The following is a 20124-nucleotide window of genomic DNA, read 5'->3' on the forward strand; positions in this document are numbered from 1 at the left end:
TGGCCCAGGCAGCAGCGGATAGGAATGCGGAGAAAGTAGATGAGCGCGCTCTATATGATTGTCGGCACCCTGGTCGCTCTGGGTGTGCTGGTTACCTTCCACGAGTTCGGCCATTTTTGGGTCGCGCGTCGCTGTGGGGTCAAAGTGCTGCGTTTCTCCGTAGGCTTCGGCATGCCTTTGCTGCGGTGGCACGACAAGCAGGGCACCGAATTTGTCGTCGCCGCCATCCCGTTGGGCGGCTACGTCAAAATGCTCGACGAGCGCGAAGGTGAAGTACCGCTCGATCAGCTTGATCAATCCTTCAATCGTAAATCCGTTCGTCAGCGCATTGCCATCGTAGCGGCGGGGCCGATTGCCAACTTCCTGCTGGCATTTACGTTCTTCTGGGTATTGGCAATGCTCGGCAGCGAGCAGGTGCGTCCGGTCATCGGCGCTGTCGAGTCCGGGAGTATTGCGGCCAAGGCAGGTTTGAGCCCCGGCCAGGAAATCGTGGCCATTGATGGTGAGGCGACTTCCGGCTGGGCGGCGGTGAACCTGCAGCTGGTGCGTCGCCTGGGCGAAAGCGGTTCGTTGCAGGTAGTGGTGCGCGAACAGGGTTCCACGGCCGACTCTCCTCGTGAACTTGTGCTGGACAAGTGGCTCAAAGGGGCTGACGAGCCCGACCCTATCCATTCTTTGGGGATTCGTCCATGGCGTCCGGCATTGCCGCCTGTCCTGGCCGAGCTCGATCCAAAGGGGCCGGCCAAGGCTGCCGGCCTGAAGACCGGTGACCGCTTGCTCGCGCTCGATGGTCGTACGCTCGATGACTGGCAGCAGGTTGTCGATACCGTCCGTATGCATCCTGATACCAAAATCATGCTGCGGGTTGAGCGCGACGGTGCTCAGATCGACGTCCCGGTAACACTTGCCGCTCGCGGCGAGAGCAAGTCACCCAGCGGTTATTTGGGGGCAGGGGTGAAAGCGATCGACTGGCCGCCGGAGATGATCCGCGAGGTCAGCTACGGGCCATTGGCAGCAATTGGCGAGGGGGCTCGACGCACCTGGACCATGAGCGTGCTGACCCTCGATTCACTGAAGAAAATGTTGTTCGGCGAGCTCTCGGTAAAAAACTTGAGTGGACCGATAACCATTGCTAAAGTGGCGGGCGCTTCGGCCCAGTCGGGTGTTGCTGATTTCCTGAATTTCCTTGCTTATCTGAGTATTAGCTTGGGCGTTCTGAATTTGTTGCCCATTCCGGTACTGGATGGGGGGCATTTGTTGTTTTATCTGATCGAGTGGGTGCGTGGTCGTCCCTTGTCAGATCGGGTGCAAGGTTGGGGGATACAGATCGGTATCAGTTTGGTGATCGGGGTGATGTTGCTTGCTCTGGTTAATGATCTGGGTCGACTGTAACGCTTCGCTGAATTGCGAATCTGCCGCATTTTGCGGCAGTTTGTTTATTGCCAGTTGGAATAAGAAAGGACTTCATGAAACGTCTGCTGCTAACTGCGGTTCTCACCGTATTGATGATCGCCGAAGTTCACGCCGAGTCCTTCACTATCTCTGATATTCGCGTCAATGGCCTCCAGCGGGTCTCCGCGGGTAGCGTCTTTGGTGCTTTGCCGTTGAACGTCGGTGAACAGGCGGATGATCGTCGCCTGGTGGAATCCACTCGTGCGTTGTTCAAAACCGGTTTCTTTCAAGATATCCAGCTGGGCCGCGATGGCAACGTCCTGGTCATCACGGTAGTCGAGCGCCCGTCGGTCGCCAGTATCGAGATCGAAGGCAACAAGGCGATCTCTACCGAAGACCTGATGAAAGGCCTCAAGCAATCCGGTCTGGCCGAAGGCGAGATCTTCCAGCGTGCCACCCTCGAAGGTGTGCGTAACGAGCTGCAACGTCAGTACGTCGCCCAGGGTCGCTACTCGGCTACCGTCGACACCGAAGTGGTGCCGCAGCCGCGTAACCGCGTCGGCCTGAAGGTCAACATCAACGAAGGCACCGTTGCGGCTATCCAGCACATCAACGTGGTGGGCAACACGGTCTTCCCTGACGAAGACCTGATCGACCTGTTCGAACTCAAGACCACCAACTGGTTGTCGTTCTTCAAGAACGACGACAAGTACGCCCGTGAAAAGCTGTCCGGTGACCTGGAGCGCCTGCGTTCCTACTATCTGGACCGTGGCTACATCAACATGGATATCGCTTCGACTCAGGTCTCCATTACGCCAGACAAGAAACACGTCTACATCACCGTCAACGTCAACGAAGGCGAGAAGTACACCGTTCGTGACGTCAAGCTCAGCGGTGACCTGAAAGTCCCTGAAGACCAGATCAAGTCCCTGTTGCTGGTGCAAAAAGGCCAGGTGTTCTCGCGCAAGCTGATGACCACCACCTCCGAACTGATCACCCGTCGCCTGGGTAACGAGGGTTACACCTTCGCCAACGTCAACGGTGTGCCTCAACCGCACGACGAAGATCACACCGTAGACATCCTGTTCGCGGTCGATCCGGGCAAGCGTGCCTACGTGAACCGCATCAACTTCCGTGGCAACACCAAGTCCGAAGACGAAGTGCTGCGTCGTGAAATGCGTCAGATGGAAGGCGGCTGGGCTTCCACTTACCTGATCGACCAATCCAAGACCCGTCTTGAACGTCTGGGCTTCTTCAAGGAAGTCAACGTTGAGACCCCGGCCGTGCCGGGTGTCGATGACCAGGTGGACGTCAACTACAGCGTTGAAGAACAAGCCTCCGGTTCGATTACCGCCAGCGTCGGTTTCGCCCAGAGCGCCGGTCTGATCCTCGGTGGTTCGATCACCCAGAACAACTTCCTGGGTACCGGTAACAAGGTCAGCGTCGGCTTGACCAAAAGCGAATACCAGACCCGCTATAACTTCGGCTTTGTCGACCCCTACTGGACCGCCGACGGCGTGAGCCTGGGTTACAACGCGTTCTACCGCACGACTGACTATGACGAGCTCGATACTGACATCGCCAGCTACGCCGTAGACAGCCTGGGTGCAGGCGTGAGCGTTGGCTACCCGATCAGCGAGACTTCGCGTCTGACCTTTGGCCTGACGGCTCAGCAGGACGAGATCAAGACAGGTGTGTACACCGTTGACGAGATCTTCGACTTCGTTAACAAGGAAGGCGACAAGTACCTGAACTTCAAGGCTTCGGCCGGTTGGTCCGAGTCCACCCTGAACAAGGGTGTGCTCGCTACCCGTGGTCATTCCCAGAGCCTGGTGCTGGAATCCACGATTCCAGGCAGCGACCTGTCGTTCTTCAAGCTCGACTACCGTGGCCAGTTGTTCCAGCCATTGAGCGAGAACTACACCATGCGCCTGCACACCGAGCTGGGTTATGGCGATGGCTACGGGTCGACGGATGGCTTGCCATTCTATGAAAACTACTATGCTGGTGGTTTCAACTCGGTTCGTGGCTTCAAGGACAGCACCCTGGGGCCTCGCAGTACACCAAGTACCGGCAAGAACCCTGGTACAGCGGTCGACCCGGACCAGGATCCGCTGCCGTTCGGTGGTAACGTCCTGATCCAGGGTGGTGTGGAGGTTCTGTTCCCGCTGCCGTTCATCAAGGATCAACGCTCCCTGCGGACCTCGGTATTCTGGGATGTGGGTAACGTGTTCGATTCATCTTGCTCGGATACCACAAACGCGGATGGCTCGAAGTCCAACACCAAGTGCAACGATATCAGTCTGAGCAACATGGCCAGTTCCGTCGGTGTGGGTGTGACCTGGGTCACCGCACTGGGTCCTCTGAGTTTCGCCTTGGCCATGCCAGTCAAGAAACCGGATGACGCTGAAACTCAAGTGTTCCAATTCTCTCTCGGCCAGACGTTCTAAGCGTCTGACCCAAGATAACGACAATGAATTTTGTAGGGGTGCATCGTGCGTAAGTTGACTCAATTGGTTCTCCTGGCCAGCGTACTGGTCGCTGGTCCGGCGTTCGCCGACATGAAAATTGCTGTTCTGAACTATCAGATGGCTCTGCTGGAGTCCGATGCGGCCAAGAAATACGCCGTGGATGCCGAGAAGAAGTTCGGTCCTCAGCTGACCAAGCTCAAGACGCTGGAAAGCAGCGCCAAGGGCATTCAGGACCGCCTGATGGCCGGTGGCGACAAAATGCAGCAGGGCGAGCGCGAGCGTCTGGAGCTTGAATTCAAGCAAAAGGCCCGTGACTTCCAGTTCCAGTCCAAGGAACTGAATGAAGCCAAAGCCGTTGCCGACCGTGAAATGCTGAAGCAGCTCAAGCCGAAACTGGACAGCGCTGTGGAAGAAGTCATCAAGAAAGGTGCTTTTGACCTGGTCTTCGAGCGTGGCGCAGTGATTGATGTCAAGCCTCAGTACGACATCACTCGCCAGGTTATCGAGCGCATGAATCAGCTGAAGTAACTATGACAGCGATTATAAAGCTCGGCCAATTGGCCGAGTTCCTCGGCGCCACGCTACGTGGCGACCCGGAGAAAGAAATTACTGGGCTAGCCACTTTGCAAGAGGCTGGCCCAGCTCAGTTGAGCTTTCTCGCAAACCCTCAATACCGTAAGTACCTGGCAGATAGTCAGGCCGCAGCTCTGTTACTGAAGGCTGCTGATGCTGAAGGTTTTGCCGGTAATGCGCTGATGGTGCCTGATCCGTATCTGGCCTACGCGCGCGTTTCCCACCTGTTCGATCCAAAGCCGAAAGCGGCTGCCGGCATTCACCCGACAGCCGTTGTGGCCGAGGACGCGGTGGTTGACCCGGCTGCGAGTATTGGTGCCTTTGCGGTGATCGAAAGCGCGGCACGTATTGCTGCGGGTGTGACCATCGGTGCGCATTGCTTCATCGGTGCCCGTTGCGAAATTGGCGAAGGCGGCTGGCTGGCCCCGCGGGTCACGCTGTACCACGACGTGCGTATCGGCAAGCGTGTGGTCATTCAGTCAGGTGCCGTGCTCGGCGGCGAAGGTTTCGGTTTCGCCAATGAGAAAGGTGTCTGGCAGAAAATCGCCCAGATCGGTGGTGTGTTGGTCGGTGACGATGTGGAGATTGGCGTGAATACCGCTATCGACCGCGGCGCATTGGCCGATACCGTTCTCGGTAATGGTGTGAAGCTCGACAACCAGATCCAGATCGCCCACAACGTTCAGGTCGGTGATCACACCGCCATGGCCGCCTGCGTCGGGATCTCCGGCAGCACCAAAATCGGCAAGCATTGCATGCTCGCTGGCGGTGTAGGGCTGGTGGGGCATATCGAAATTTGCGACAACGTTTTCATCACCGGGATGACCATGGTGACCCACTCGATTACCGAAAAGGGTTCCTATTCTTCCGGAACGGCAATGCAGCCAGCAGCCGAATGGCGCAAAAGCGCGGCTCGCATCCGTCAGCTCGATGACATCGCGCGGCGCCTGCGACAGCTGGAAAAGCGTGTAGGGGAAGTGACCCCTGACGGTAATGCTTCATCAGATGGCTGATACCATTTCCATATCAAGTGTGCACAGCCGTTAGACGGCCTGCTTGATTTGCTAGAGGGGCGTGTGTCAGTCGCGCGCTCCCAATCTTTACATAGGCTTCCCCCCGAAATGATGGACATCAACGAGATTCGCGAATACCTGCCTCACCGTTACCCGTTCCTGCTGGTGGACCGGGTAGTGGAGCTGGATGTTGAAGGCAAGCGCATTCGCGCCTACAAGAATGTCAGCATCAACGAACCGTTCTTCAATGGTCACTTCCCTGCGCATCCAATCATGCCGGGCGTACTGATCATCGAGGCAATGGCTCAGGCTGCCGGGATCCTTGGTTTCAAAATGCTTGACGTGAAACCGGCTGACGGCACGCTCTATTACTTCGTCGGGTCCGACAAGCTGCGCTTCCGCCAGCCGGTTTTGCCGGGCGATCAGCTGATCCTTGAGGCCAAGTTCATCAGCTGCAAGCGTCAGATCTGGAAGTTCGAGTGCCAGGCTTCGGTCGATGGCAAGCCTGTCTGCTCGGCTGAAATCATCTGTGCGGAACGCAAGCTATGAGTTTGATTGACCCTCGTGCAATCATCGATCCGACAGCCGTTCTGGCTGACGGCGTCGAGGTCGGCCCGTGGTCGATCGTCGGCGCAGGTGTGGAAATCGGCGAGGGGACAGTCATCGGGCCGCACGTGATTCTCAAGGGCCCGACCCGAATCGGTAAGCACAATCGCATCTACCAGTTTTCCTCGGTGGGCGAAGACACACCCGACCTGAAGTACAAGGGCGAGGAAACCCGCCTGGTGATCGGTGACCATAACGTCATCCGTGAAGGCGTGACGATTCACCGTGGCACCATCCAGGACCGCTCGGAAACGACCCTGGGCGACCACAACCTGATCATGGCCTATGCCCACATAGGCCACGACAGCGTTATCGGCAACCATTGCATCCTGGTGAACAACACCGCACTGGCGGGCCATGTGCATGTGGAAGACTGGGCGATCCTTTCCGGTTTTACCCTGGTTCACCAGTATTGCCACATTGGCGCCCACAGCTTTTCAGGTATGGGTACAGCGATCGGCAAGGATGTTCCTGCGTATGTCACGGTGTTCGGCAACCCTGCCGAAGCCCGGAGCATGAACTTCGAGGGCATGCGCCGTCGGGGCTTCAGCGAAGATGCGATCCACGCGCTGCGTCGTGCCTACAAGGTGGTGTACCGCCAGGGCCTGACCGTGGAGCAGGCGCTCGCCGAACTGGCGGAGCCTTCTGCGCAGTTCCCGGAAGTAGCGGTGTTCCGTGACTCCATCCAGTCTTCGACCCGCGGCATCACCCGCTAACCATGGCCAATCTGCGTATTGCGCTGGTAGCGGGTGAGGCTTCCGGTGACATTCTGGGTGCGGGTCTCATGCGCGCGCTCAAGGCTCGCCACCCGGCGGTCGAGTTCATCGGTGTCGGTGGTCCGTTGATGCAGGCTGAAGGCCTGACCTCGTATTTCCCGATGGAGCGTCTGTCCGTCATGGGCCTGGTGGAAGTGCTGGGGCGGTTGCGCGAGTTGCTGGCTCGGCGCAAGAAGCTGGTCGCCGACCTGATCGACGCGAAACCCGATGTATTCATTGGTATCGACGCGCCGGACTTCAACCTCAATATCGAACTCAAACTGCGCCAGGCCGGGATCAAGACCGTGCACTACGTCAGCCCGTCGGTCTGGGCCTGGCGGCAGAAACGCGTGCTGAAGATTCGCGAAGGCTGCGACCTGATGCTCACGCTGTTCCCGTTCGAAGCCAGATTCTACGAAGAGAAAGGCGTGCCGGTGCGTTTCGTCGGCCATACCCTGGCCGATGCCATTCCACTGCAGGCCGATCGCGCTGCTGCGCGGGCCGAACTCGGCTTGCCTGACGGGCCGCTGGTGGCGTTGATGCCAGGCAGCCGTGGCGGTGAAGTTGGCCGGCTCGGTTCATTGTTTCTCGATACGGCGCAACGCCTGCGGGCGTTGCGCCCGGGGGTGCGGTTTGTCATGCCGTGCGCCAGTGCGCAACGTCGCGCACAGCTCGAAGAACTGTTGGCCGGTCGCGATCTGCCGCTGACCCTGCTCGACGGGCAATCTCATCTGGCCCTGGCAGCGTGTGATGCGGTGTTGATCGCCTCCGGTACCGCGACGCTTGAAGCGTTGCTGTACAAGCGACCGATGGTGGTCGCCTATCGCCTGGCGCCGCTGACGTTCTGGATTCTCAAGCGCATGGTGAAAAGCCCCTACATTTCGTTGCCGAACCTGTTGGCCCAACGTCTGTTGGTGCCCGAGTTGTTGCAGGACGATGCCACGGTCGAAGCGCTGGCCCAGACCTTGTCGCCACTGATCGAGGATGGGGAAGAGCAGACCCGCGGTTTTGACGAGATTCACCGGACCCTGCGTCTGGATGCCTCCAACCAGGCTGCGGACGCAGTGCTGAACCTGATCGGCCAAGTAAAATGAGTAAAACGAATATGCAGATGGGGCTGGATTTCACCTTGGTCGCTGAAATCGAAGAGTTGGTTGCCGGTGTCGATGAGGTGGGTCGCGGTCCGCTCTGTGGTGCGGTGGTGACAGCGGCGGTGATCCTCGATCCGAACCGCCCGATCCTCGGCCTGAATGACTCGAAGAAACTCACCGAAGCCCGTCGCGAAAAGCTCTACGACGAAATCTGCGAAAAAGCCCTGAGCTGGTGCATCGCTCGCGCCGAAGTCGAAGAAATCGACGAACTGAATATCCTGCACGCCACCATGTTGGCCATGCAGCGCGCGGTCGCCGGGCTGCACGTTCAGCCGAAGCTGGCGATGATCGACGGCAATCGTTGCCCGAAACTGCCGATGCGCTCCGAAGCCGTGGTCAAGGGCGATAGCAAGGTTCCAGCCATCGCCGCCGCATCGATTCTGGCCAAGGTCAGCCGTGATCGTGAAATGGCCGCGTTTGAATTGATCTACCCGGGTTACGGCATCGGCGGGCACAAAGGCTACCCGACGCCTGTTCATCTGGAGGCGCTGGCACGGCTTGGGCCGACCCCGATTCACCGGCGTTCGTTTGCCCCGGTGCGGCTGGCGTATGAGGCGCTAGAGAGCGCCGTAGAGAGTTAGTCGCAAGGCTGATTTTTTTTACCAAGGCCCGGTACAATCCGGGCCTTGTTGTCTTCATGTTTATAGACAGGATCACTATGCCGGCTTCATTCGTTCACCTACGCCTGCACACTGAATACTCCCTGGTCGACGGTCTGGTGCGGATCAAACCGCTGGTCAAGACCCTGGTGGGCATGAACATGCCTGCCGTGGCGGTCACCGACCAGAACAACATGTGTTCCCTGGTCAAATTCTATAAAAACGCCATGGGTGCCGGGATCAAGCCGATCTGCGGCGCCGACCTGTGGCTGTCGAACAAGGATCCGGACAACCCCCTGAGCCGGATCAGCCTGCTGGTGATGAACGCCGAAGGCTATCGCAACCTCACCGAGCTGATTTCCCGCGGCTTTATCGATGGTCAGCGCAACGGCGCGATCATCATCGAGCGCGAATGGGTTGCTGAAGCCAACTCGGGCTTGATCATGCTGTCGGCGGCCAAAGAAGGCGAGATCGGCCAGGCCATGCTCAGCGGCAACCCCGTCGAGGCCGAAACCCTGGCCCGCGAGTGGATGGACGTGTTTCCGGATCGTTTCTATCTGGAAATCCAGCGCACCAACCGCCCCAACGATGAAGAACAACTGCACGGTGCCGTGGCCCTGGCCGAGAAGCTCGGTGCGCCGCTGGTGGCGACCAACGACGTGCGCTTCATCAAGCAGGAAGACTTCGCTGCCCACGAAACCCGCGTTTGCATCGGTGAGGGCCGCGCCCTCGACGATCCGCGGCGTTCGAAGAATTACAGCGATCAGCAGTATCTCAAAAGCGCCGAGGAAATGGCCGAGCTGTTCAGCGACATTCCCGAAGCGCTGGAAAACACCGTCGAGATCGCCAAGCGCTGCAACATTGAAGTGAAGCTGGGCACGCACTTCCTGCCCAACTTCCCGATCCCTGATGGCATGACCATCGACGAATACTTCCGCAAGGTGTCCTTCGACGGCCTGGAAGAGCGCCTTGCCGTTCTGCTGCCCAAGGACACCACCGAAGACTACGAGGCCAAGCGCCAGGTCTATGTCGACCGGCTGAATTTCGAGCTGGATATCATCATCCAGATGGGGTTCCCCGGTTACTTCCTGATCGTGATGGACTTTATCCAGTGGGCCAAGAACAACGGCGTACCGGTGGGTCCTGGCCGTGGATCGGGTGCCGGGTCGCTGGTGGCCTATGTGCAGAAGATCACCGACCTCGACCCGCTGGAATATGACCTGCTGTTCGAACGATTCCTCAACCCGGAACGGGTATCCATGCCCGACTTCGACGTCGACTTCTGCATGGACGGTCGCGACCGGGTAATCGACTACGTAGCCGAGAAGTACGGCCGCAACGCCGTGAGCCAGATCATCACCTTCGGTTCCATGGCGGCAAAGGCCGTGGTCCGCGACGTGGCGCGGGTGCAGGGCAAGTCCTATGGCCTGGCGGATCGTCTGTCGAAGATGATTCCGTTCGAAGTCGGCATGACCCTGGAAAAGGCCTATGAGCAGGAAGAGATCCTGCGCGATTTCATCAAGGTCGATGAAGAGGCCGCGGAAATCTGGGAGATGGCCCGCAAGCTCGAAGGCGTTGTGCGTAACGTCGGCAAGCACGCCGGTGGTGTGGTAATCGCCCCGACCAAGCTGACCGACTTCTCGCCGATCTATTGCGACGAAGCCGGTGATGGCCTGGTAACCCAGTTCGACAAGGATGACGTCGAGGCGGCCGGCCTGGTGAAGTTCGACTTCCTCGGCCTGCGGACCCTGACGATCATCGACTGGGCGCTGAAAACGATCAACCGCGACCGTGCCAAGGTCAACGAACCGCCGCTGGATATCGCGTTCATCCCGCTGGATGACAAACCGACCTACACCTTGCTGCAAAAAGCCGAAACCACGGCGGTGTTCCAGCTTGAATCCCGGGGCATGAAGGAGCTGATCAAAAAGCTCAAGCCCGACTGCCTGGAAGACTTGATCGCACTGGTGGCACTGTTCCGTCCGGGCCCGCTGCAATCAGGCATGGTGGACGACTTCATCAACCGTAAGCACGGTCGCGCCGAGCTGGCGTATCCGCACTCGGACTACCAGTACGAAGGCCTCAAGCCGGTACTGGCACCGACTTACGGCATCATCCTGTACCAGGAACAGGTGATGCAGATTGCCCAGGTCATGGCCGGTTACACCCTCGGTGGTGCGGACATGCTGCGTCGAGCCATGGGTAAGAAAAAACCCGAGGAAATGGCCAAGCAGCGCGGTGGCTTCATTGAAGGTTGCGCCACCAACAACATCGACGCGGACCTCGCCGGTAACATCTTCGACCTGGTGGAAAAGTTCGCCGGTTACGGTTTCAACAAATCCCACTCCGCCGCCTATGGCCTGGTGTCTTACCAGACCGCATGGCTGAAGGCGCACTACCCGGCGCCGTTCATGGCCGCGGTACTCTCGGCGGATATGCACAACACCGACAAGGTCGTGACCTTGATCGAAGAAGTGCGGACGATGAAGCTGCGTCTCGACGCGCCGGACGTGAACACGTCCGAATTCAAGTTCACGGTGAACGACGAAGGCCGGATCATTTACGGCCTGGGCGCCATCAAGGGCGTGGGTGAAGGCCCCGTCGAGGCGATCACCGAAGCGCGTCTGGCCGGTCCGTTCAAGGATCTGTTCGATTTCTGCGCACGGGTCGACCTCAAGCGCATCAACAAGCGCACCCTCGACGGTTTGATCCGCAGCGGTGCCCTGGATCGCCTCGGGCCGTATTTCCACGACGAGCAGAAAGCCTACCAGGCCAACATCGACCGCAATCGCGCGGTGCTGCTGACCGCCATGGAAGAAGCGATCAAGGCGGCCGAACAGACCGCGCGAACCCAGGACAGCGGTCACTCCGACCTGTTTGGCGGTCTGTTTGTCGAAGAAGACGCCGACGTCTACGCCAATCACCGCAAGGCCAAGGAGCTGACCCTCAAGGAGCGCCTGAAGGGGGAGAAAGATACCCTCGGCCTGTACCTGACCGGTCACCCGATCGACGAATACGAAGGTGAAATCCGTCGCTTCGCCCGCCAGCGCATCATCGACCTGAAACCGGCGCGTGATACCCAGACCGTTGCCGGGATGATCATCGCCTTGCGGGTGATGAAGAACAAAAAGGGCGACAAGATGGGGTTCATCACCCTCGACGACCGCTCCGGACGGATCGAGGCCTCGCTGTTTTCCGAGGCGTTCCATTCCGCGCAGTCACTGTTGCAGACCGACGCGATGGTGGTGGTCGAAGGCGAGGTCAGCAACGACGATTTCTCCGGTGGCCTGAAGTTGCGGGTCAAGCGGGTGATGAGCATGGAGGATGCGCGCACCAATCTGGCCGAAAGCCTGCGCCTGAAGTTGCATACCAAGGACCTCAAGGGCGATCAGCTACGCTGGCTGGGTGAACTGTTGAAGCGTCACCGCGGCGCGTGCCCGATCACCTTGGACTACACCAGCCCCGATGCGAAGGCCTTGTTGCAGTTCGGCGAAGGCTGGCGAATCGATCCGGCGGATGCGTTGATTCAAGCCCTGCGTGACCAGTTCGGGCGAGACAACGTCTTCCTCCAATACCGTTGACGGTCAGTGCTATTAGATTGCCCTGACCTTGACCTGAATTTTTAATCTCGACCTCAACGCGCCTGTCCCTTAAGGTAGGGCGCGAATAGACAACCGGCCGGCCCAAGAACCCTTGGGACTCGACCCAAGACGGACGCCTATGAACCCGAATTTTCTAGATTTCGAACAGCCGATCGCCGACCTGCAAGCCAAGATCGAAGAGTTGCGCTTGGTCGGTAATGACAATTCGCTGAATATCGGCGATGAGATCTCCCGCCTGCAGGACAAGAGCAAAACGCTGACCGAAGACATCTTCGGCAAGCTGACCAGCTGGCAGATCGCACGTCTGGCGCGTCACCCGAAACGTCCGTATACCCTGGACTACATCGAACACATCTTCACCGAGTTCGACGAACTGCATGGTGACCGTCACTTCTCGGACGACGCTGCCATCGTTGGCGGTATTGCCCGTCTGGACGACAAGCCGGTGATGATCATCGGCCACCAGAAAGGCCGTGAAGTGCGCGAGAAAGTTCGCCGCAATTTCGGCATGCCGCGTCCGGAAGGCTACCGCAAGGCTTGCCGCCTGATGGAAATGGCCGAACGTTTCAAAATGCCGATCCTGACCTTCATCGACACTCCGGGCGCTTACCCTGGCATTGACGCTGAGGAGCGCAACCAGAGCGAAGCGATTGCCTGGAACCTGCGAGTGATGGCCCGCCTGAAAACCCCAATCATCGCCACCGTGATCGGTGAGGGTGGTTCCGGTGGTGCGCTGGCGATCGGCGTCTGCGACCAGTTGAACATGCTGCAATACTCCACCTACGCGGTGATTTCGCCGGAAGGTTGCGCTTCGATTCTGTGGAAAACCTCCGAGAAGGCACCGGATGCCGCAGAAGCGATGGGCATCACCGCCGAGCGCCTCAAAGGCCTGGGCATCGTGGACAAGGTGATTGGAGAGCCACTGGGCGGCGCGCACCGCGACCCGGCCGCCGCAGCCGCATCGATCCGCGCCGAGCTGAGCTCGCAACTGGCGATGCTGAAGAAGTTCGATAACGACGCGCTGCTCAAGCGCCGCTACGATCGACTGATGAGCTACGGTCTCTAAGCCGTACACGCAGTGCCCATGTGGGAGCGAGCTTGCTCGCGATGAGGGTATGACAGTCGACGAATCTGTTGAATGTCAGGCCGCTATCGCGAGCAAGCTCGCTCCCACATTTGATTTATGCAAGGTGATGGATATGAGTCGGTCCAATATTGATCTGCCCGCCAGACTCTTGTTGAATCTTGCCTCGTGGCGCAATGCTGCGACCTGGCGCATCGCCTTCTCCGGCGGCCTCGACTCCACTGTCCTGCTGCACCTTCTGGCAACACTCTCCAAAACCGAATCCCTGCCGGCGCTCAACGCCATCCATGTTCATCACGGCCTTCAAGCCGTAGCCGATACGTGGCCGGAACATTGTCGTGCCGTGTGCGCTGCGCTGGGCGTGCCGCTGCAAGTGGTTCGCGTGCAGGTGCAACCGGGTGCCAGCCTTGAACGAGCAGCCCGGGATGCGCGGTATCACGCCTTCACTGAAGCCCTTCAGGCCAACGAAGTGCTGCTGACGGCTCAGCATCGCGACGATCAGGCGGAAACGCTGCTGTTTCGCTTGTTGCGCGGAGCGGGCGTGCGCGGATTGTCCGGGATGCCGCGTCAGCGCCCTTTGGGCAAGGGGCATTTGCTGCGGCCAATGCTTGATGTCACGCGGGCTGAGTTGGAGGCTTATGCCAGTGCGCATGGCTTGAGCTGGATCGAAGATCCCTCGAACCAGGATCGGCAGTACTCGCGCAATTACCTTAGGCATCAAGTCTTGCCCGTGCTGATCCAGCGCTGGCCGCAAGCGGTGGCGACCATGGCCCGCAGCGCGACGCATTTGAGTGAGGCGCAGGGACTGCTCGAAGAACTGGCGGACATGGATTTGCGTGAGGCCAGCTCTGCCAGTGAGTTTGCCTGGCTGGGCTTGCGGTCGCTTGAGCTGGCGCCGCTTGCGCAATTGTCTGATGCCCGGCAGCGCAATGCCTTGAGTCATTGGCTCGAACCGCTGACCCGCTTGCCGGACACTGACCATTGGTCGGGTTGGGAGGATTTGCGCGATGCCACCGGCGATGCCTGCCCGGTGTGGCGGCTGGCCGATGGCGAACTGCATCGGGCGGGCGGACGGATCTGGTGGCTGTCCGGCCACTGGCTGAGGCCTCTGTCCGGCGCCGGGGTGTGGCTGGACCCGGCTTTACCGCTGGCTATCCCGGGCAACGGCGTGCTTTTGCTGACCGGGCAAATCCCCGATGGCCCGCTGCATATCCGCTATCGTGAAGGGGGAGAGGTCATGGCATTGTCAGGCCGCGGCCATAGGGACCTGAAACGTTTGCTCAATGAAAGTGCTGTACCGTCCTTCGTACGCGGCAGATTGCCGCTGCTCTACAAAGACGGGCAACTGCTGGCGGTAGCGAACCTCAAGGGGCTCGATGGTGGTGCACTCGGCGACTGGCATTTGCATTGGCAGCCACTGAACGAAGATCAAGGTTTGAGCTGAAAGGGGCTTTCCGGTAGACTACGCTCCCTTCTTGATACAACTTCTGTGGATTCGCCTGAATTGCAGGAGTTGCCGATTACCAAGCAGTCTTTGCTGGGCGATTCCAAAAAATGTGTAGCGAGCAACGAACCGGTGTTTCATTTTCCGGTCTGTCCCAACGCGGCGGTTTTTTCGAAAGGTGCACTGTGATTAATGCAGGTGATCGGGGGCTTCGGCCTTCCTTCGCTTTCCCCGGCGGCTCGGACCGCTTTAACGCAGACTTCTAGGGTTTTTCATGACGCGCTACATATTCGTCACGGGCGGTGTTGTTTCTTCATTGGGGAAAGGCATTGCATCGGCATCATTGGCGGCCATCCTGGAGGCGCGGGGACTTAAGGTCACCATGCTGAAGCTGGACCCGTACATCAACGTCGACCCGGGCACGATGAGCCCGTTCCAGCACGGTGAAGTGTTCGTCACTCACGACGGCGCCGAGACCGACCTGGACCTGGGTCACTACGAGCGGTTCATCCGCACGACCATGACCCAGAACAACAACTTCACCACGGGCCGTGTCTACGAACACGTCCTGCGCAAGGAGCGCCGTGGTGACTACCTGGGTGCAACCATCCAGGTGATCCCGCACATCACCGACGAAATCAAGCGCCGCATCATCAAGGGTGCCGGCGACGCTGACGTGGCAATGGTCGAGATCGGTGGCACCGTGGGTGACATCGAGTCGCAACCGTTCCTCGAGGCGATCCGCCAACTGCGTTTCGAAGTCGGCGCCAAGCGCGCGATGCTGATGCACCTGACACTGGTGCCGTACATCGCCACTGCCGGCGAAACCAAGACCAAGCCTACCCAGCACTCGGTGAAGGAACTGCGTTCCATCGGCCTGCAACCAGACGTGCTGGTCTGCCGCTCCGACCACCCGATCGATGTGTCGTCGCGTCGCAAGATCGCGCAGTTCACCAATGTCGAAGAACGTGCGGTAATCGCGCTGGAAGACGCCGATACCATCTACAAGATCCCGGGCATCCTGCACTCCCAGGGCCTGGACGATTTCGTCGTCGAGCGTTTCGGCCTGCAATGCGGCGGTGCCGATCTGTCCGAGTGGGAAGCCGTGGTCGACGCCAAGCTCAACCCTGAGCACGAAGTCACCATCGCCATGGTCGGCAAGTACATGGAGCTGCTGGACGCCTACAAGTCGCTGATCGAAGCGATGAGTCACGCGGGCATCAGCAACCGTACCAAGGTCAACCTGCGCTACATCGATTCCGAAGACATCGAGAACCAGGGCACCGCGCTGCTCGAAGGCGTCGATGCCATCCTGGTACCGGGCGGCTTCGGTCTGCGTGGTGTCGAAGGCAAGATCACTGCCGTTCAATACGCTCGCGAAAACAAGGTTCCGTACCTGGGTATCTGCCTGGGCATGCAAGTGGCCGTTATCGAGTTCGCACGTAACGTGATGGGCTGGAAAGACGCCAACTCCACCGAGTTCGATCGTGCAAGCGGCCACCCGGTCGTGGGCCTGATCACCGAGTGGGAAGATGCCACCGGCGCCGTCGAAACCCGTACCGAAACCTCCGACCTGGGCGGCACCATGCGCCTGGGCGCGCAGGATTGCCTGCTGGAGCCGGGTTCCCTGGTCCACGGTTGCTACGGCAAAGACGTGATTGTCGAGCGTCATCGTCATCGCTACGAAGTGAACAACAACCTGCTGCCGCAAATCATGGAAGCCGGTTTGAAAATCTCCGGTCGTTCCGGTGATGGCGCACTGGTTGAAGTGGTTGAAGCTCCGGATCACCCATGGTTCGTCGCTTGCCAGTTCCACCCTGAGTTCACCTCGACGCCACGCGACGGTCACCCGCTGTTCAGCGGTTTCGTCAAGGCCGCGTTGGCTCAACACCAGAAGAAGGCGTAACCCCGATGGCACAGAAGATCATCCGCGTCGGCGACATCGAGATTGCCAACGACAAGCCCATGGTGCTGTTCGGCGGCATGAACGTGCTGGAAAGCCGTGACATGGCCATGCAGGTTTGCGAAGAGTATGTGAAGGTCACCGAAAAGCTCGGTATCCCTTACGTGTTCAAGGCCAGTTTCGACAAGGCCAACCGGTCTTCTGTGACCTCCTATCGTGGTCCTGGCCTGGAAGAAGGCATGCGCATCTTCCAGGACATCAAGCAAGCCTTCGGCGTGCCGATCATCACCGACGTCCACGAGCCTGACCAGGCCGCGGTCGTCGCTGAAGTCTGCGACATCATCCAGTTGCCGGCATTCCTGTCGCGCCAGACCGACCTCGTGGTCGCGATGGCCAAAACGGGCGCCGTGATCAACATCAAGAAAGCCCAGTTCCTCGCCCCCCAGGAAATGAAGCACATCCTGAACAAGTGCGTGGAAGCGGGTAACGATCAGTTGATCCTCTGCGAGCGTGGTTCGAGCTTCGGCTACAACAACCTCGTCGTCGACATGCTCGGCTTCGGCATCATGAAGCAGTTCGAATACCCGGTGTTCTTCGATGTGACCCACGCGCTGCAAATGCCTGGTGGTCGCTCCGATTCCGCCGGCGGTCGTCGCGCCCAGGTCACCGACCTGGCAAAAGCCGGTATGAGCCAGTCGCTGGCCGGCCTGTTCCTGGAAGCCCACCCGGATCCGGACAACGCCAAGTGCGACGGTCCTTGCGCCTTGCGCCTGGACAAACTGGAGCCATTCCTGGCCCAGCTCAAAGCTTTGGACGAACTGGTGAAGAGTTTTCCGACGGTAGAAACCGCGTAATCCTCAATTCTCCGGTAAAGTACCGCACGATTTAACGCTCAGGCCCTCGGGCCTGAGCCTTGTCGTCTGCAAGACTGCCCGCTGCACCTCACTTGCCGACGATCAAAGATTTCCTACAGCTGCGTCGTTTTCGTCAACTTTGGAGTGTTTACAACAATGGCTAAAATCGTCGACATCAAAGGTCGTGAAGTTCTCGACTCCCGTGGCAATCCCACCGTGGAAGCGGACGTGCTTCTCGACAACGGCATCATCGGCAGTGCCTGCGCGCCGTCCGGTGCTTCCACTGGCTCGCGTGAGGCGCTCGAGCTGCGCGATGGCGACAAGAGCCGTTACCTGGGCAAGGGCGTTCTGAAGGCCGTAGCCAACATCAACGGTCCGATCCGCGACCTGTTGAAAGGCATGGACCCAAGCGACCAGAAAGCGCTCGATCAGGCAATGATCAAGCTCGACGGTACTGAAAACAAAGGTTCCCTGGGCGCCAACGCGATCCTCGCCGTTTCCCTGGCCGCGGCCAAGGCAGCAGCACAGGACCAGGACCTGCCGCTGTACGCTCACATCGCCAACCTGAACGGCACCCCGGGTGTCTACTCGATGCCGGTTCCGATGATGAACATCATCAACGGCGGCGAGCACGCCGATAACAACGTCGACATCCAGGAATTCATGGTTCAGCCGGTTGGCGCCAAGTCTTTCTCGGAAGGTCTGCGCATGGGCACCGAGATTTTCCACCACCTCAAAGCCGTGCTGAAGGCCCGTGGCCTGAGCACTGCCGTCGGTGACGAAGGTGGTTTCGCGCCGAACCTGGCCTCCAACGAAGACGCTTTGAAAGTGATCTCCGAAGCCGTGGCCAACGCCGGTTACAAGCTGGGCACCGACGTGACCCTGGCCCTGGACTGCGCAGCCAGCGAGTTCTACGAAGACGGCAAGTACAACCTGTCCGGCGAAGGCCAGGTGTTCACCGCCGAAGGTTTCGCTGACTACCTCAAAGGCCTGACCGAGCGTTACCCGATCATCTCCATCGAAGATGGCCTGGACGAGTCCGACTGGGCTGGCTGGAAGATCCTCACCGACAAGATCGGCGAGAAGACTCAGCTGGTAGGCGACGACCTGTTCGTCACCAACACCAAGATCCTGAAAGAAGGCATCGACAAGAAGATCGCCAACTCGATCCTGATCAAGTTCAACCAGATCGGCACCCTGACCGAAACCCTGGAAGCCATCCAGATGGCCAAGGCTGCCGGTTACACTGCCGTGATTTCGCACCGCTCCGGCGAAACCGAAGATTCGACCATTGCCGACCTGGCCGTGGGCACCTCGGCTGGCCAGATCAAGACCGGCTCCCTGTGCCGTTCCGACCGCGTTTCCAAGTACAACCAACTGCTGCGTATCGAAGAGCAGTTGAACGGCAAAGCCAAGTACAACGGTCGCGGCGAGTTCCGCGGTTAAGCGGTAACTGGTAAAAAGACACCGGATTGTGTCGGAAAAATCGCTACAGCGACGTTTTTGCCACTAATCTGATGCCTTATATGCACAAGCCTGGTTCTTCCAGGCTTCGTGCTATCAGAAGCTTCACGTTTGGCATGGCTGTCTTTTTTCACTGGATACCTGATATTCGATGCGCAGTCCCAATTGGTTGTTCCTCATCCTGCTTTTGTTGCTGGCTGGCCTGCAGTACCGCCTGTGGGTGGGAAATGGCAGTCTGGCGCAAGTGGCCGAGTTGACTCAGCAGATTGCGGATCAGCAGGCTGAGAACCAGGCATTGCTGGAACGCAACCGGGTGATGGACGCCGAGGTCAGTGAGTTGAAAAAGGGCATGGAGACCGTCGAAGAACGGGCTCGTCATGAGTTGGGTATGGTCAAGGACGGTGAAACCCTTTACCAGTTGGCCCAATGATTAATTCGTTACCGGCCTTCTGGGCCGTGATTCCTGCCGCGGGCGTCGGTGCCCGTATGGCCGCGGACCGTCCCAAGCAGTATCTGCAACTGGGCGGGCGCACTATTCTCGAACACAGCCTTGGCTGTTTCCTTGATCATCCATGCCTGAAAGGTCTGGTGGTCAGTGTTGCTGTGGACGATCCTTATTGGCCGAACCTGGCGTGTGCCAGTGATCCGCGTATTGCCCGGGTCGAGGGCGGCGCCGAACGTTCCGGGTCGGTGCTCAACGCCTTGCTGCACTTGCATGCGCAGGGCGCTGATGATGAGGATTGGGTACTGGTTCACGATGCCGCACGGCCGAACCTCAGCCGTGACGATCTGGACAAGCTGCTGGCTGAGCTGGCTGACGATCCTGTCGGCGGGCTGCTGGCGGTTCCGGCGCGGGATACGCTCAAGCGGGTCGACAAGCACGGTCGTGTGGTCGAAACCGTGGATCGCAGTGTGATCTGGCAGGCCTACACGCCGCAGATGTTCCGCCTTGGGGCGTTGCATCGCGCACTGGCTGACAGCCTGGTGGCAGATGCCGTTGTTACTGACGAAGCTTCGGCGATGGAGTGGGCCGGTTCGGCACCGCGACTGGTCGAAGGGCGGTCCGATAACCTCAAGGTTACGCGTCCAGAAGACCTTGAGTGGTTGCGGCAGCGTTGGGCCAATCGTCACTGATTGACATTGGTTTCGTGCTGCCCCCAATCGCGAGCGAGCTCGCTCCCACAGGGTTTGCTGGCGTTTACAAGATTTGTGT

Annotated in this window: 16 protein-coding genes; all 16 read left to right on the forward strand. The window is 59.1% G+C overall.

What is annotated here, in order from left to right; translation table 11 throughout:
• The first annotated feature begins 39 nt into the window (after nucleotides 1-39).
• Nucleotides 40-1392, forward strand: a complete 1353-nt coding sequence (rseP, locus tag KW840_RS09635; protein WP_218495038.1) for a sigma E protease regulator RseP — start codon at nucleotides 40-42, stop codon at nucleotides 1390-1392.
• Between the two features lie 74 nt (nucleotides 1393-1466).
• Entirely contained in the window at nucleotides 1467-3842 is a 2376-nt protein-coding gene (gene bamA / locus KW840_RS09640; RefSeq protein WP_057716169.1) for an outer membrane protein assembly factor BamA, read from the forward strand.
• Nucleotides 3843-3887: 45 nt separating this feature from the next.
• Nucleotides 3888-4391, forward strand: a complete 504-nt coding sequence (locus tag KW840_RS09645; RefSeq protein ID WP_007990260.1) for an OmpH family outer membrane protein — start codon at nucleotides 3888-3890, stop codon at nucleotides 4389-4391.
• Between the two features lie 2 nt (nucleotides 4392-4393).
• Nucleotides 4394-5449 carry a UDP-3-O-(3-hydroxymyristoyl)glucosamine N-acyltransferase gene (gene lpxD, locus KW840_RS09650; protein WP_218495039.1) on the forward strand — a complete coding sequence of 352 codons (1056 nt, stop codon included), beginning with the start codon at nucleotides 4394-4396 and terminating at the stop codon, nucleotides 5447-5449.
• A gap of 108 nt (nucleotides 5450-5557) precedes the next feature.
• On the forward strand, nucleotides 5558-5998 hold the full coding sequence (gene fabZ, locus KW840_RS09655) for a 3-hydroxyacyl-ACP dehydratase FabZ (RefSeq protein ID WP_007978374.1): 441 nt from the start codon (nucleotides 5558-5560) through the stop codon (nucleotides 5996-5998).
• Entirely contained in the window at nucleotides 5995-6771 is a 777-nt protein-coding gene (gene lpxA / locus KW840_RS09660) for an acyl-ACP--UDP-N-acetylglucosamine O-acyltransferase (protein ID WP_057716167.1), read from the forward strand. The genes fabZ and lpxA overlap by 4 nt, the downstream gene beginning before the upstream one ends.
• 2 nt (nucleotides 6772-6773) lie before the next feature.
• Nucleotides 6774-7904, forward strand: coding sequence for a lipid-A-disaccharide synthase (gene lpxB / locus KW840_RS09665; RefSeq protein WP_090453390.1), 1131 nt, complete (start codon nucleotides 6774-6776; stop codon nucleotides 7902-7904).
• An 11-nt stretch (nucleotides 7905-7915) separates the two neighbouring features.
• Nucleotides 7916-8542 carry a ribonuclease HII gene (gene rnhB / locus KW840_RS09670; RefSeq protein WP_150812975.1) on the forward strand — a complete coding sequence of 209 codons (627 nt, stop codon included), beginning with the start codon at nucleotides 7916-7918 and terminating at the stop codon, nucleotides 8540-8542.
• A gap of 77 nt (nucleotides 8543-8619) precedes the next feature.
• Entirely contained in the window at nucleotides 8620-12141 is a 3522-nt protein-coding gene (dnaE, locus tag KW840_RS09675; protein ID WP_218495040.1) for a DNA polymerase III subunit alpha, read from the forward strand.
• A 139-nt stretch (nucleotides 12142-12280) separates the two neighbouring features.
• Complete coding sequence (locus KW840_RS09680; protein ID WP_057716163.1) at nucleotides 12281-13228, forward strand: acetyl-CoA carboxylase carboxyltransferase subunit alpha; 948 nt, start codon at nucleotides 12281-12283, stop codon at nucleotides 13226-13228.
• 133 nt (nucleotides 13229-13361) lie between these two features.
• Entirely contained in the window at nucleotides 13362-14690 is a 1329-nt protein-coding gene (tilS, locus tag KW840_RS09685; RefSeq protein ID WP_218495041.1) for a tRNA lysidine(34) synthetase TilS, read from the forward strand.
• A 274-nt stretch (nucleotides 14691-14964) separates the two neighbouring features.
• Nucleotides 14965-16596 (forward strand): CTP synthase, encoded by a 1632-nt coding sequence (locus tag KW840_RS09690; protein WP_057716161.1) that lies wholly within the window; start codon nucleotides 14965-14967, stop codon nucleotides 16594-16596.
• Between the two features lie 5 nt (nucleotides 16597-16601).
• On the forward strand, nucleotides 16602-17447 hold the full coding sequence (gene kdsA, locus KW840_RS09695; RefSeq protein ID WP_015093773.1) for a 3-deoxy-8-phosphooctulonate synthase: 846 nt from the start codon (nucleotides 16602-16604) through the stop codon (nucleotides 17445-17447).
• Nucleotides 17448-17603: 156 nt separating this feature from the next.
• Entirely contained in the window at nucleotides 17604-18893 is a 1290-nt protein-coding gene (gene eno / locus KW840_RS09700; RefSeq protein WP_218495042.1) for a phosphopyruvate hydratase, read from the forward strand.
• A gap of 169 nt (nucleotides 18894-19062) precedes the next feature.
• On the forward strand, nucleotides 19063-19341 hold the full coding sequence (gene ftsB / locus KW840_RS09705; RefSeq protein ID WP_007970710.1) for a cell division protein FtsB: 279 nt from the start codon (nucleotides 19063-19065) through the stop codon (nucleotides 19339-19341).
• Nucleotides 19338-20045 carry a 2-C-methyl-D-erythritol 4-phosphate cytidylyltransferase gene (gene ispD, locus KW840_RS09710; protein WP_057716160.1) on the forward strand — a complete coding sequence of 236 codons (708 nt, stop codon included), beginning with the start codon at nucleotides 19338-19340 and terminating at the stop codon, nucleotides 20043-20045. The genes ftsB and ispD overlap by 4 nt, the downstream gene beginning before the upstream one ends.
• Nucleotides 20046-20124: the final 79 nt, after the last annotated feature.

It is taken from the genome of Pseudomonas sp. PDM30 (genome assembly GCF_019218985.1).
Classification (GTDB): domain Bacteria; phylum Pseudomonadota; class Gammaproteobacteria; order Pseudomonadales; family Pseudomonadaceae; genus Aquipseudomonas; species Aquipseudomonas jessenii.